The organism is Marinobacter sp. NFXS11 (assembly GCF_040148675.1).
Classification (GTDB): Bacteria; Pseudomonadota; Gammaproteobacteria; order Pseudomonadales; family Oleiphilaceae; genus Marinobacter.
This window is the reverse complement of the sequence record NZ_JAGDDV010000001.1, coordinates 1,196,834-1,210,409: the sequence shown is the minus strand read 5'-3', so window position 1 is coordinate 1,210,409 and position 13,576 is coordinate 1,196,834. Positions and strand designations below refer to the sequence as shown.

At 53.6% G+C, this 13,576-nt stretch carries 9 protein-coding genes, 1 other RNA gene, 1 pseudogene and 1 riboswitch; of the genes and pseudogenes, 9 read left to right on the top strand and 2 right to left on the bottom strand.

The genetic code is table 11. The features are described from left to right. Nucleotides 1–105: 105 nt before the first annotated feature. Both ffs and J3362_RS05665 read right to left on the bottom strand, forming a co-directional pair. Nucleotides 106–202: signal recognition particle sRNA small type (gene ffs, locus J3362_RS05670), an RNA gene on the bottom strand. Between the two features lie 107 nt (nt 203–309). Next, nucleotides 310–1,059, bottom strand: coding sequence for a 2OG-Fe(II) oxygenase (locus tag J3362_RS05665; protein WP_349518528.1), 750 nt, complete (start codon nt 1,057–1,059; stop codon nt 310–312). A 118-nt stretch (nt 1,060–1,177) separates the two neighbouring features. On the opposite strand from J3362_RS05665, the gene J3362_RS05660 reads away from it, so the two are divergent. From J3362_RS05660 to J3362_RS19805, 9 genes and pseudogenes are all read left to right on the top strand, one after another. Continuing rightward, complete coding sequence (locus J3362_RS05660; protein ID WP_349518526.1) at nt 1,178–2,101, top strand: D-hexose-6-phosphate mutarotase; 924 nt, start codon at nt 1,178–1,180, stop codon at nt 2,099–2,101. Beyond that, the gene (locus J3362_RS05655) at nt 2,098–2,913 is read left to right on the top strand and encodes a lysophospholipid acyltransferase family protein (protein ID WP_349518525.1); all 816 of its coding nucleotides are present in this window, start codon (nt 2,098–2,100) and stop codon (nt 2,911–2,913) included. Before J3362_RS05660 ends, J3362_RS05655 begins: the two co-directional genes overlap by 4 nt. Then, nucleotides 2,913–3,860 (top strand): SDR family oxidoreductase, encoded by a 948-nt coding sequence (locus J3362_RS05650; protein ID WP_349518524.1) that lies wholly within the window; start codon nt 2,913–2,915, stop codon nt 3,858–3,860. The genes J3362_RS05655 and J3362_RS05650 overlap by 1 nt, the downstream gene beginning before the upstream one ends. 79 nt (nt 3,861–3,939) lie before the next feature. After that, nucleotides 3,940–6,075, top strand: coding sequence for an XrtA/PEP-CTERM system histidine kinase PrsK (gene prsK, locus J3362_RS05645; protein WP_349518523.1), 2,136 nt, complete (start codon nt 3,940–3,942; stop codon nt 6,073–6,075). A gap of 115 nt (nt 6,076–6,190) precedes the next feature. After that, entirely contained in the window at nt 6,191–7,549 is a 1,359-nt protein-coding gene (gene prsR, locus J3362_RS05640) for a PEP-CTERM-box response regulator transcription factor (protein ID WP_349518521.1), read from the top strand. Nucleotides 7,550–7,592: 43 nt separating this feature from the next. Beyond that, nucleotides 7,593–10,244, top strand: a complete 2,652-nt coding sequence (locus tag J3362_RS05635) for a tetratricopeptide repeat protein (RefSeq protein ID WP_349518520.1) — start codon at nt 7,593–7,595, stop codon at nt 10,242–10,244. A 172-nt stretch (nt 10,245–10,416) separates the two neighbouring features. Beyond that, nucleotides 10,417–10,491, top strand: a riboswitch (cyclic di-GMP riboswitch). Between the two features lie 77 nt (nt 10,492–10,568). Then, a complete protein-coding gene (locus J3362_RS05630) occupies nt 10,569–11,318 on the top strand; it encodes a PEP-CTERM sorting domain-containing protein (protein WP_349518519.1) in 750 nt (249 codons plus the stop codon). 253 nt (nt 11,319–11,571) lie between these two features. Further along, complete coding sequence (locus J3362_RS05625) at nt 11,572–12,858, top strand: archaeosortase/exosortase family protein (protein ID WP_502882407.1); 1,287 nt, start codon at nt 11,572–11,574, stop codon at nt 12,856–12,858. A 579-nt stretch (nt 12,859–13,437) separates the two neighbouring features. Further along, a pseudogene (locus J3362_RS19805) lies at nt 13,438–13,518 on the top strand (PEP-CTERM sorting domain-containing protein); the annotation flags it as partial. Between the last annotated feature and the right edge of the window lie 58 nt (nt 13,519–13,576).

The following is a 13,576-nucleotide window of genomic DNA, read 5'->3' as shown; positions in this document are numbered from 1 at the left end:
GGTTTCGAAAACCGAAGGAAAAGGCGGCAAAAGCAGAGAGACTTCACCAGAGATATCAGAGAAAAATCAGGGCAATAGTATTACGGAGGGAAAAACTGGGGGTGACTCCATCAGCGACACCCCGGCACACAATTCCACCGCTTCGGCTGCTCCCTTCCGGGCCTGACCGGGTTCACGGTTTCATGTTGCGGAGGCACCAATGGAGCCACCATAACGGCGTTTCAGGACAATTCCCTGAAAGCGGCGCGCATATTAGCAAAAGGGTTTGCACACTACAATGACAAATCAGCACGTCCGCCAGCATCCGTCTTACAAAGGCAGCGGCACCTCATCCAGACGGAACCAGCAGGCCAGACTGTAACGGGTGCGGTTTGCCGGCAACACTTCGTGAGGAACCTCTTCGCTCATGAACACAGCAATTCGACCCGACTCTGGCAACACGGTTCCGCACACTTCATTGTCGTTGTCGCGATTGAACACCTGAAGCTCTCCACCGTCAGCTGCTTGCCAATCTTCGTTCAGATAAAGCACCAAACTCACCACCCGGGATGCCCTGCCCTTAAAACTGTCCAGATGCTGTTTGTAGAAATCACCTGCGTGGTAGGTAGCATAATGAGTCTCGAATCGCTTCAGTCCCAGAAACAGTCTCTGATTCAGACCCTGGCGAATTGACTCGAAAAACTCGAACAGTGCGGCCTGAGGTGCTGTAATGCCTTGCAGCCAGGCAATCTTGTCACGCCGCACCGACCGGTCTCGCACCAGATCACTGCCGCGCCCGATGCCGGCTTTTTTCATGGCATCGGTACGATCCAGAATCTGCACTTCCTGTTTCAGCGCAGCCAACAGGTTGGCGCCCAGCCGCGCCCTCATATCCAGCGACATCCAGCCGTGCTCGCTCAGCCCCAAAGCCAGTTCATCCAGCCAGTCCTCAGACACCGGCTCCTGTTGCTCCGGCGTGAGATCCATCGACTGGACATCACTGCCCACCACCGCATCCCGGGCGCTGTGCAAAGGTGTGATAAGGGGATCATGGATCGGAATGATTACCGGCGTTTCCATCGGCAGGCCTCGTACTGAATTTGAGCATATTTTAGGCGCAATTCTCGCCGCAGCGGCAGTTTTAATTTACTCTCTGTGTAGGCAAATACACTTAACCGGTTTCACTCAGTAGCTAACCATGTCAGAAAGCAGTAACAGGCCACCGCTCTCACTTTCGCCGGGCCAGTGGTCCTTCACGCGCTGGAAAACGATCGGACAACTGGAAGCTCTTGAGGTCCACCATCCTTTGTTCCAGGCCACCGTGTTTATTCAGGGCGCTCATCTGGCAAGCTTCAAACCTCAGGACGAATCTGACTGGCTCTGGATGAGCCCAGCGGCCCGGTACGAACCCGGTCGAGCCATCCGCGGCGGCATCCCCGTGTGCTGGCCCTGGTTTGGCGATCCGGCCCGCAACGCGCCGGAAGTGCGGAAACGCATCCAGACCGACCAAGCCCACGGATTTGCCCGTACCGCGCTCTGGAAACTGGAAGATGTCCGGGAGAACGCCCACGAAGTGGAAATCAGCCTGTCCCTGGATGCCAATGAAGATTTCAGTGATGTCTGGATCGGGCATGCGCTCGCCCTGCTCACCTTCAGCTTTTCCATCCGCGGCTGCCAACTGGCTTTGACAACCACCAACCTGGGGAACGATCCCCTGGCCTTTACCCAGGCGCTCCATACTTATTTGCCGACCAGCGACATAATCCGGACTCGAGTGCTGGGCCTCGGAAACAGCCAGTACATCGACACCCTGGATAACTGGGAATACCGCAACCAGGAAGGCCCGGTGTATTTCGAGGGCGAAACGGACCGCATCTATGAGAGCGGCGAGCCACTGACGATCGTAACACCCCGAACTGGCCGCAAGCTCTCAGCCGTGGGCAGTGACTCAACCGTGGTGTGGAACCCCGGCCCGGCCAAGTCGGCCAAGCTCTCGGATTTTCCCGATACGGCCTGGCAGTCCATGCTGTGCGTCGAAACCGCCAATGCAGCCAGCGATTATCGGGTGCTAAATAGCGGGCAAAGCCACACATTAGGCGTATTCATTGGAAGGAAATCATGAGCCTGGCATCGTTTCTGAAATCCCGACTGGTTCCCGCGGAACTGGATCAACATATCAACCGGATCCGCAAGCCCATCGGGAGCCTGGGCTACGACCCCTGGGGCTACAACAACGAAGCTATGAAATACGGGCTTTCGCTCACCAAACAGATTTACGAAAAGTACTTCAGGGTTCAGGCGCACGGGGTGGAAAACATTCCCGCGGATGGCCCAGTACTGATCATCGCCAACCACAGCGGACAGCTGCCTATCGACGGCCTGCTGATTGGCTATGCCCTCGCCTCCCGGGAAAAAGACGCCCGCATTCCAAGGGCCATGATTGAACGCTTTTTTCCAACCGTGCCCTGGCTGGGCAATTTGCTGAATGAAGTTGGCGCTGTACTTGGAGACCCGGTCAACTGCGCCAAGATGCTCGCCAATGATGAAGCCGTGATTGTTTTCCCCGAGGGCATTCGAGGTTCGGGCAAGCTTTACCACGACCGCTACCAGCTCAAACGATTTGGCAACGGCTTCATGCACTTGGCCATGAAGTACAAGGCGCCGATCGTGCCCGTTGGCGTGGTGGGTTGCGAGGAAACCATCCCGGCTATCGCCAACATAAAGCCCCTCGCAAAAGCCCTGGGCATTCCCTATGCCCCGGTCGCCATGCCCGTGGTGCTGCCGGCAAAAGTTCACCTGAACTTCGGAGCCCCGATGTACTTCGACGACCTTGAAATTCCCGAAGAACAGGTCACAGAACGCGTAGAGAAGGTCAAGGCGGAAATCAGCCGGCTGATCGACAAGGGACTGAGCGAAAGGAAAAGGCTTTTCTGATGAGCGAACAACGCAGACCGCACATTCTGATCACCGGTGCCGCCGGCGCCCTCGCCCAGAAAGTTATCGAACAGCTTCGGGATACCTGCGACCTGGTCGCCGTGGATTTCCGTGAACAGGTCTACCTGGGCGACGACATCCCCAGCTACTGCATCGATTTCAACAAGAGGGTGTTCGAGGATCTGTTCCGGCGCTATGAGTTTGATGGCGTGATCCACATGGGCCGGATTATGTCCAGCCAGCTCACCCGCATGCGGCGCTACAACGCCAACGTGCTCGGCACCCAGAAGCTTCTGGACCTGAGCCACAAGTACGGCATCAGACGAGTGGTCGTGCTTTCAACGTTCCACGTGTACGGAGCGGTGGCCTACAATCCCGCACTTATCGACGAAGCAGCCCCCCTCAAGAGCGCAGGACTCAGTGCCGACCTCATCGACTCCGTGGAGCTGGAGAACCTGGCCAACATCTACCTGTGGCGCTATCCGGAACTGAACATCACCATCCTGCGCCCCTGCAATATCGTGGGCCCGGGCGTGCGCAACACCATCAGCACCCTGTTGGCCAGCGAACGCGCACCCGTGTTAGCGGGGTTTTCACCCATGATGCAATTTATCCATATTGATGACATGGCCGATGCCATTGTACTGGCGTATAAAAAACCGACACGTGGCGTGTACAACGTCGCCCCTCAGGATTGGGTGGCCTATCAGCACGCGCTCAAACTATGTGGCTGCAAGCGAATCCAGGTGCCTTCTATTCCGCCGATGGTTCCGAAGTTGATACTCGGAACGTTGAAGCTAAAGAGCTTTCCGTCCTACCTGATGGCGTTCTTCAAGTATCCTGTTGTGATTGATGGGCGGGCTTTTGTGAAGGAATTCGGGTTTGAGCCGAAGCGTCCGCTGAAGGAGATTTTCCGGTTTTATCGGGAGAATAAGAGGCCGGTTTAGTAAACATTGGCTACATAAGTTATTCTCATCTAAAAAGAGCTATTCTTTTTAAAGGACTTACTTTGCGGGGCACTCTGGCATGTTCAGCAACATGGACGTACTCAGCTATTCACTTGCTGCGATTACGTTCGGACTTCTGGCGATTTTGGTGGCGGCACGATACCTTCGCCGCGGAGTCGACCGTGCCCTTGCGCTTGCCTCAACCGTAACGGCCGTTTGGGCCTGTTCGCTCGTAAGTCAGAGCATCTGGGGCTATCCGGGCTTTAACCTTAGATATCTGATTGAACTGCTTCGGGATGCCGCCTGGATTTACCTGCTATTTGCGTTGCTGAAAGACGGACTAAGGCAAAACAAGCTTACCGGAAAAGTGAAGCAGATCCTGGGCGCAAGCGCAGGCGTTCTACTTCTGGTTCTGCTCGCAATCGGGCTCATCGAGAATTTTACCGATCTGGCTTTGGCTAGCGGGAAAATCAAACTTCTCGGCCAAATCGGACTTTCCCTGCTGGGCCTGTCTCTCGTCGAGCAAATCTGGCGCAATTCTCCCAGTTTCGGAAGGTCAAGTATAAAATACATGTGCATTGGCGCGGGGACTATATTCGCCTTCGATTTCTTTATGTACTCCGATGCCCTTCTCTTTGGGCATGTTGCAGACTCCTTCTGGAACGCCCGCGGTTTTGTAAATGCTCTCCTGACACCGCTATTCGCGGTCAATGTTATCAACACCCGCAGGCAGCCTGTTGATTTTCATTTGTCCCGATCGGCAGTTTTTCATGGTGGAACACTGATATTTGCCGGTGGCTATCTGCTGTTTCTTGCTCTCGGTGGCTATTATGTTCGAACCCTGGGTGGGCAATGGGGCGACGCGCTTCAGGTTCTATTTTTCACGATTTCGCTTGTTTTCCTAACTACGCTCCTCCTCTCGAGGCGCATCCGTTCCAAACTGATGGTATTGATCAGCCAAAACTTTTTTGACTACAAGTACGACTACCGCGAAGAATGGCTGAAAATGACGCGGGAGCTTGCCGATCTCAGTAACGACCCTCCTCTACCCCAGCGCGTCATAAGGATTCTCGCGGGACTGGTTGAAAGTAACGCAGGGGCGATTTGGCTCATTGGCGAGCAGGATGCTTACGTTCTCAAAGCTTCGGTCAATCTCTCAACACCCAAATACACCATGATCGAGGGCAACTCCGAACTGGTTCGCTTTTTTCGGGATCGTGAGTGGATTGTCGACCTACATGAATACAAGGCAGATCCGGTCAGCTACAACCTTTTGGAAATTCCTGACGCAATAGCAAAAACTCCTGACTGCTGGCTGATCATTCCACTCTATCTGGGTAATGAACTCTATGGGATGGCTCTTGTCGGCAACCCATACGCCCGCGTGGAACTCAATTGGGAAAACTTTGACCTTATTAAGGTCGTGGCTCGGCAGACCTGCAACCTGCTCGCCCAAGCCGATGCTCAATACAGATTATCCCGTGCGATGCAGTTTGAAGCCGTGAGCAAGGCGTCCTCTTTTATGGTTCATGACCTGAAAACCGTTATTGCCCAGTTGTCACTATTGGTGAAAAATGCGCCAAAGCATCGCAATAACCCTGCGTTCATTGACGACATGATCAATACGACTGAACACGCTGTGAGGAAAATGTCGAATCTGGTAGATCACATTCGAAAACCTCACACCGAAGAAACGGTCAATCTTGAGCCGATCAACCTGACACAATTGGTTCAGCAGTTGGTGACGCATTATCAGCACCGGACGCCAACACCGCATGTAGTCGGCTCTCCACCAGAATCGATCATTAAGGCTGACACAGAACATCTCCGCAGCGTATTGGGCCATCTGATTCAGAACGCACAGGACGCGACACCGCCCACAGGGGAAGTCACTCTTACAATCAAGACCTCCAAAGGCTCCGTAGTTCTGTTCATTCAAGACACGGGCTCAGGAATGACAGAAGAATTCATCAGCGACCAATTGTTCAAACCTTTTGAAAGCACCAAAGGCCTGACGGGCATGGGTATTGGTGCTTATCAGGCACGGGAATACATACGGAAAATTGGGGGTAGTATCGATGTTACAAGCGAGCCCGGGATTGGGTCATGTTTCTCTGTGTGGATTCCCCTTGCATTCGAAAAGACGGCACCACTGACTGCACTAACATATCGACCAGATCATGACGCGGACCACCCAAAAGAGAGCGTCAATTAGTCGGCGCTCACTCCAATAAATTCCATCGAGCATTGCAAAGTGTCAACGTTCGGTTAAGAATCTTTGCAAGGGAAACTCTCAAAAAGGATTTAATGCTGTTGTGACTAGACGACTCTTGATCGTAGAAGACGACCCGGGACTCCAAAGCCAAATGCGCTGGTGCTTCAGCGATGATCTGGAAGTAAGCCTCGCGTCGGATCGTGAATCCGCATTGGCACTCCTGCGACGAGAAGAGCCCCAAGTAGTGACCTTGGATTTAGGCCTCCCCCCCGACCCAGGGGGAGCCTCTGAGGGTTTCAGTCTTCTGGAAGAAATTCTCAGGCTCGCACCACTAACCAAAGTCATCGTCGTTACCGGCCGCGAAGACAAGGAGAATGCTGTCAAAGCCGTTGGAATGGGCGCATCGGACTTTTACCAAAAGCCTCTGGATGCAGATATCCTGACCTTTGTCGTTGATAGAGCTTTTCGGCTGTATGAACTTGAGCGCGAGAATCGTGAACTGGCGAACCAGCAGAACGCCACCAATATTAAAGGCATTGTCGCGGCCAGCCCACAAATGCTTCAGGTTTGCCGAACGCTAGAAAAGATTGCGCCGACTGACGTGACCACGCTGATCAACGGTGAAACCGGAACCGGCAAGGAGCTGGTTGCGCGTGCACTCCACGACCTCAGCCCTAGAGCCTCCAAGCCCTTCGCGGCCATTAACTGCGCGGCAATCCCAGAAGCCCTTTTAGAAAGCGAGCTCTTCGGCTACGAAAAAGGCGCTTTTACCGGCGCAACACAGAACAAAAAGGGCAAAATCGAATCTGCCAACGGTGGCACGCTTTTCCTGGACGAGATTGGGGACATGCCTTTCGCGCTGCAGGCGAAACTGCTCAGATTTCTTCAGGAACGGATGATTGATCGCGTTGGCGCGATCGAACCGATTTCAGTTGATGTACGGGTTATCTGCGCGACCCACCGGAATCTGAACCAGCTTATTGAAGGCGGCGAATTCCGGGAGGATCTGTACTACCGCATTAGCGAAATCACGCTTGACGTCCCTGCTCTGAGGGATCGTGATGGCGATGCCCTGGTTCTCGCCCAATCACTCCTGAAAAGTATCGGGAAAGAGCTCGACCGCCCCAACCTGTCCTTCGCCGAGGACGCCATAAGCGCCGTCAATAACTATCCTTGGCCCGGGAATGTGCGGGAGATGATCAACAAGGTCAAGCGCGCGATCATAATGGCCGAAGGTAAAAGAGTCACGGCCGAAGACCTGTCCCTTCAAGCTACGTCAACGCAAGATGAGAAATGCCTGAACCTTCGCCAAATTCGTGAAACCGCAGAGCGGCGTGCGCTTAACCAGGCACTTCAGGTCAGCGGATTCAATATGGCGAGGGCGGCCCGATTACTTGGCATAACACGCCCCACCATTTACAGCCTTACCGATAAATACAACATCGAAACCTCCGAAGCTTCACCAGAGAGCTAAAGAGCCAGGCAGGAATACTATGGATAACGTAACAAGAGTCCCCATGTTCGAGCGACACCGCCAGAATGAACGCGTGATTACCTTTTTCAAGGGTCTGTATATCTGCACCAGCCTGGTGGCAGCGCTAGTTTTGGCCGGATGCGGCGGGGGCTCAACAGAGCCCGAAGGTCTCACTCACATTAATCGAAGTGAAACCTACGCAGAGCAAGGACAGTACAGATCCGCCATGCTGGAAATAAAAAATGCCATCCAGCAGGAACCTGACAATCTGAATTACGTCCTACGCCTTTCCGATCTCTATCTGCGTGTAGGTGCCTATCCGGAAGTCGAGACTCTTCTGGTTCCACGGCTGAATGAACAGCCTGGCGAGGTCGCCCTTGCCCTCTCAGAATCTTACATTGGGCAAGGCAAACACTTATCCGCGCGTGAGACATTGCAACTGGCCGACGTTGATACTCCTGAAGAAAAAGGGCGTGCCGCCATTGTGCGAGGTGAAGCGCTGAGACTGTCCGGGAACTACCAGGCAGCCATTGAGCAATTCGAAAAGGCAGTTGCTGAGGGCTGGCAAGTGGAAACGGCCACCGCCGGCATCCTGAAAACCTATCTGCATCTGAACAATCCTCAGAAAGCAGTATCCGAGGCCGATTCCTATCTCGCAGAATACCCTGAAAGCTCCGAGGTCCTGATGTTAAAGGGGCGCGCACTGTATACGCTGAACCGCCTTGAGCCGGCTGTGGAGGCTCTAACGGCAGCTGTGGGCGCCCTACCCACCTCTGACTTTTTTCTGCCAGTGCGAAGACAAACACTGACACTGCTTTCTCGAGTGCTCACGGAACAGGGCCGTATTACCGAGGCACAGGTATATAACCGGGTTCTTGCAGAGAATACCGATTCAGATCTTGAGAATCAGGCAAAGTCAGCGATTTCTGCGATTAAGGAGGGTCGCTTCGACGAAGCCTCTGAAACCCTCCAGGACCTGCTCCAATTAAACCCGGATAACGAAAGAATCGCTCTTACTCTTGGCGCGCTAAATCTGCAACAAGGCAGGCTTCAAGAGGGCCTGGATCTGCTTTCTCAGAATATTGATCCGGAAACGTCTCCCACCCGCTTCATTCGGCTTACAACAATGGCTCGAATCGACAAGGGTGAGCGCAGGGAAGCCTATACAACATTGGCTCGAGCAATCGAGGCCCGCCCCGACGACACGGAACTGCTGGCCATGCACGGCATGGTGGCGCTGAGTCTCGAAGACACTCAGTCCGAGGGTGTCGCCAGTCTGAGCCGGGCCTTAAGCCTCAATCCCGAGAACGTTCGTCTTCGACTGGCCCTAGCCAATTATTACGAACGTCAAGGAATGCCCGAGCAAGCTCTTGGACAACTCCGGATTGCCTTCGCAAACAAACCGGACGACTGGCCCACCACAGCGGCCTACGTGCGTTTACTAATCCGCCAGGGCCAAACCGGTGAACTTAGAGAGTTGCAACAATCCCTTGAGAACGGCTATCCCCAGGCCCCCTCTGCGCAGCTTCTTGCAGCGATCTCATCAGCAGGAACTGGCAATACCGAAGACGCAATCAATAAGCTGGAAGACCTTCGTGCCACCAACCCTGAAAGCATTGAAGTAAACATTACGCTGGCCCAGCTTTATCAGGAGACGGGTCAACCAGCGAAAGCCGTCAGTAGCTTTGTCGCGGCAGCCAAACAAACCGAGCCAAAACTACCTCTGTTATTCAGGGCAGCCCGGCTCCACGCCGCCAATAATCAGAGCGAGTCCGCCGTATCCGATTGGACCAAGTCGGTCGGTCAGGCTGAGCCCGAATTAGCCAATGCGCTGGTCGCTACGGAGATTCTTTGGCTGGTATCCGAAGAGCAACTGGAGACAGCCCGTTCCCGGCTAGCGGAAGCCGGCAAAGGAATCGAATCAGCGTCTCTCAAGACCGCTGAAGCCAATCTGCTTGCTGCGGAAGCACAACAACTAACACTCTCAGAACAATGGGATGCAGCGGCCAAAAAGGCTCAGCAGGCTTTTGCACTGAACCCCGAAAATCAGGCGTTTGCTCTGCTACCAGCACGAATCCGCACCCAACAGGGTAATATCGACGCAGCTCAGGCTGCTGTACTGGAAGTCGAGCAAGTTTTCGGAACAACGGCCGGGGTGGCCATTGCACGGGCTGCTTTCCTGGAGGCGGATAATCGCGCTGAAGAAGCTTTTCAAACCCTTTATGAATTTTGGGGCGAGAACAGTGACCCTACGGTACTCCCGGCCCTCGTTCAGCTATCCAATCTGGTCGCAAAAGAGAAAGCCAGCGAACTTACGGCCGAATGGGTCGATCTCGCCCCTGATAGCGTTCCAGCGAACCTTTCCCGCGGAAATCAGTTGATGACCGAAGGAAACATCATGGCTGCCGCCAATCACTACCAAAAGGTATTACAGCAGGACCCATCACATACAACGGCCCTGAACAATCTTGCCTGGGCACTGAGGGATACAGACACCCCCCGTGCACTTGAATTCGCAGCTCGTGCTGCCGAGATTGAGCCGGAGAACCCAGCGATTCTCGATACCTATGGCTGGATTCTTCACCTCGACGGTCAACACCGTGCAGCAATGGATCAATTACAACGAGCGCTCGCAATGGCCCCAGATAACGAAGAATTCAAAAAGCACCTCGACGAGGTTCGCAGGGCGTTGTAACCCTAGCTGTCTAGTGTTACCGATAAAAACCAGACTCGAAAGCGTGTCTGGTTTTTTTACATCTCATGCAAAGCAGCTTTACACAATCCTATTGATGGGCTCTCCATCTAACTGTTTTATGGTTGTTTTTATTTTGTGGCGCGGATTTCGCTTATCAGGAAGAGTGGGGACATTTCCCCGACGCCAAACCTCTCGCGAGAGTGGGACGGAAAGCCACGGATCTCTCTGAGATGGCCGGGTTGCACGGAACGCACTACACCTTGACGGAGTATCATTACAATGAAATTGGCCAGAACGACTTTAGCTGTAGCGTGTCTGAGCGCCATGTCTGCTCAAGCAGCATTCATTAACAACGGTTCTGAGGCGAATCTCAGTGAGATTATCAACGACAATCTTATTGTCTCGGGAAGCAGCGTTAATGTGCTCGGCGATACCAAAAACAACGACGTAAGCACTGAACCATTTTTTACCTCTTCCCCAGACGGAAGCAACAGCACAGCAACCTTTCTGATTGAAATCACGTCTATGCTGTCCAAGCAGTCTTTCGGCATCTACAACGGCGACGACTACGTCGAGTTGTTTAACGGTGCAGACGAAGGCAGCTTCACAACCAGTGGCGGCTTCAACGGGCCCGTAACTGACAACGCTAACCGCGCCCAAGTCAGTTTCGACATCTCCGGTGGGAGCTACAGCGTTTACGTCAACAACCAGAAAAAGGGTAGCTTCGCCAGTGAGGAATTCGGTTTCTACCTGGGTCGCGGTGGCGCTCCGGTGATCTATTCCGATGCCGAACGTAATGGCGGCGTAGAGCGTTTTGTTGCCATTAAAGGAAAGGGGCAGCAGATCAATCTTGGCAGCGAAATAACCTACGGCTGCAGTGAAGATACTCCTGAGAAATGCGTACTCTGGGAGAGCGATGACTATATCCTCGGTTTCGAGGACGGATCAGATATGGACTACAACGACATGCTGGTCTATGTGGAGGACATCGTCGCGGTTCCAGAACCTGGAACGCTTGCACTTCTTGGCATGGGCCTTTTCGGCCTCGGTGTCATTCGGCGCCGCAAAGCCTAAGGCCCGCTAGCACTATCCAGAAACCCCACCGCCCATGCGGTGGGGCATTTTCCGGGCCAGATCTGATGACGAGAGAAGAATAAGGCGATACTCTTTGCAGTAAATCAATAACAGGATTCTCAGGTTACGGATGACTTTGGCTCCCCGGCTTTCTCGTGCTTGGCCCTTTCTCTTGGCCACCTTCGCATCCGTTGTGGTTTTCTATCCCTCATGGGCCAGGCTCGGTGAAATCTGGCTTAAGTGGGAGCAGACCATGTCACACGGCCTACCCACAGCTATTGCCTATTTGGCCCTCCTTATTGTTCACCCACCTCTGGATAGCAGCTGGCCTGAAAAAAGGTTCTGTAGTCGTCTCGTTGGAGGAATACTGCTCATTCTTATCACTTTCGCGTGGGCAGCACTTGAATTGGTTCGAATCGATACGCTGGCCTATCTCACCTTGCCAGTCAGCCTTTTCGCAATCACGTGGACTCTACTAGGGCTCGGGGGCGCGCTGAAGCTCATTCCCTACCTTCTCCTGCTCAGCCTATCCCTGCCTATATGGGCTGACCTCATTCCGATACTGGTGGACGTGGCCACCGTCGTCGTCGGGAGCGCAGTCAGCGCCATGGGAATAACCGCACTGATTGAAGGCAGCAACATTACGCTCGCCTACGGCAGACTCGTTATTGCAGACGGTTGTTCAGGCATCGGCTTCCTCGCGATAGCAATGGTGCTTGGAGCATTCACGGCAATCCTGAACGACTATCGGTGGCGAGGCTGGGCAATGATAATGTCCTGCTCTGTCGTCCTGGCCCTGGTTATTAACTGGGTCCGCATCATTGCATTGGTGCTGATAGCAGACTGGACAAATATGGAAAGTTCCCTGGTTCGTGAACACGAGTTGTTCGGGTGGATAGTGTTTGCGGCTTTTATACTACCAGCGCTTGCTCTGGCTCCAGTGAGGCGCCGAAAAACTTTACAGATCGGTAATGATCACGTGATCAGCTACCCCGCCTTTGGTTTTATTTTTATCGCACTGGTGGCTGGGACAGGGGCGGTTTTCATGGTTCAGGCGAGGGAGATAGAGGAGCCTCCACTCTCGATCACAGGCGCTGACTTCCGCGAAATAAGTGCGCCGGCCCTTCCCTTATATCTCCAGGTGCCTGATCAACTTGAACAAAAATTCTTCATGGAGGAAGGCACGGAGGTTTTCGTAGCTCTGGCACAGATCCAACGTCATTCTGCGGATGAAAAGATCGTCCCCTACCTACCGCCACTCGTGGATCGCGATATGTGGTTCAGGGAAGCGACACCAGCCCCAGGCAAGGAAATATGGAGGCGCATCAGCACACCTCGGAGGGTAGTTGTCTCACATATTTACGCTGTTGGCGCCTTCCGCACAGACACCTACGTTAAAGCCAAGTTATTGCAACTGCCCGCGATCTACAGCGGAAGAACGCGGTTCGCACTGATTTCGCTGCAGGCCGCGTGCAAAACCTCAACCTGTGAGGAGGCTTTGGACCGCATTGCTGCCTTTGAGGCCGAGACTGATATCTGAACCCAGCCCTGGCTTGTCGACCCGTTTTACACCTGACCGGCTACTACCTCATTCATAAATTCCTTACTTACTGTTTTATATAGCTTTACTCATGTTGGCCCCGCCATTGCTTAGTTAATCACTGCAACACGACACTAAACACAGGAAGGTGATGCTATGAACAAATTGATTGGAGGAGTCGCTGCAGGCGTATTCATGACTTTTGCGACCGCGCAGGCAGGCATGATCACTGACACGGTTAACCAGGCAGTGAAATTGAATATGTGGGACAGCCACTCCTACACCCACAACATCAACGATGATGGATTCGTATTGGGTAGCGCAATAAGTGGCACCCTGGAAATCGACGTCGCAGACGATCGTGATGGCTGGTTCTCCCTGTTCGAGACCATCCTGTTCCAGATCGAAGATTTCGATTTCGACACCGGGACCATCCAGTTTGGCACAGCTGATTTCGGCAGCAATCTCGAAGCAGAGGCTTTGGGTGCACTGAATGCTGATGGCTACCTCGACGTTACGGTTAAGTCTCTTAGCGGTGACTTCTACGTAGGCAAGTCAGTTCTCTCTGTAGTGACTGAAGCTGTTCCCGAGCCAGGCACACTTGCCCTGTTGGGTCTTGGTCTCGCCGGTCTGGGCGCTGCCCGCCGCCGTAAAGCCTGATTACTCCTAGTTCTCAGGTAGAAAAAAGCCAGCTTGCGCTGGCTTTTTTTCTGCCTAT

Coding starts and splice junctions, on each gene's coding strand:
- J3362_RS05660 (WP_349518526.1), top strand. CDS start 1,178: ATGTCAGAAAGCAGTAACAGGCCACCGCTCTCACTTTCGCCGGGCCAG.
- prsK (WP_349518523.1), top strand. CDS start 3,940: ATGTTCAGCAACATGGACGTACTCAGCTATTCACTTGCTGCGATTACG.
- J3362_RS05625 (WP_502882407.1), top strand. CDS start 11,572: ATGTCACACGGCCTACCCACAGCTATTGCCTATTTGGCCCTCCTTATT.
- J3362_RS05650 (WP_349518524.1), top strand. CDS start 2,913: ATGAGCGAACAACGCAGACCGCACATTCTGATCACCGGTGCCGCCGGC.
- J3362_RS05630 (WP_349518519.1), top strand. CDS start 10,569: ATGTCTGCTCAAGCAGCATTCATTAACAACGGTTCTGAGGCGAATCTC.
- J3362_RS05635 (WP_349518520.1), top strand. CDS start 7,593: ATGTTCGAGCGACACCGCCAGAATGAACGCGTGATTACCTTTTTCAAG.
- J3362_RS05665 (WP_349518528.1), bottom strand. CDS start 1,059: ATGGAAACGCCGGTAATCATTCCGATCCATGATCCCCTTATCACACCT.
- J3362_RS05655 (WP_349518525.1), top strand. CDS start 2,098: ATGAGCCTGGCATCGTTTCTGAAATCCCGACTGGTTCCCGCGGAACTG.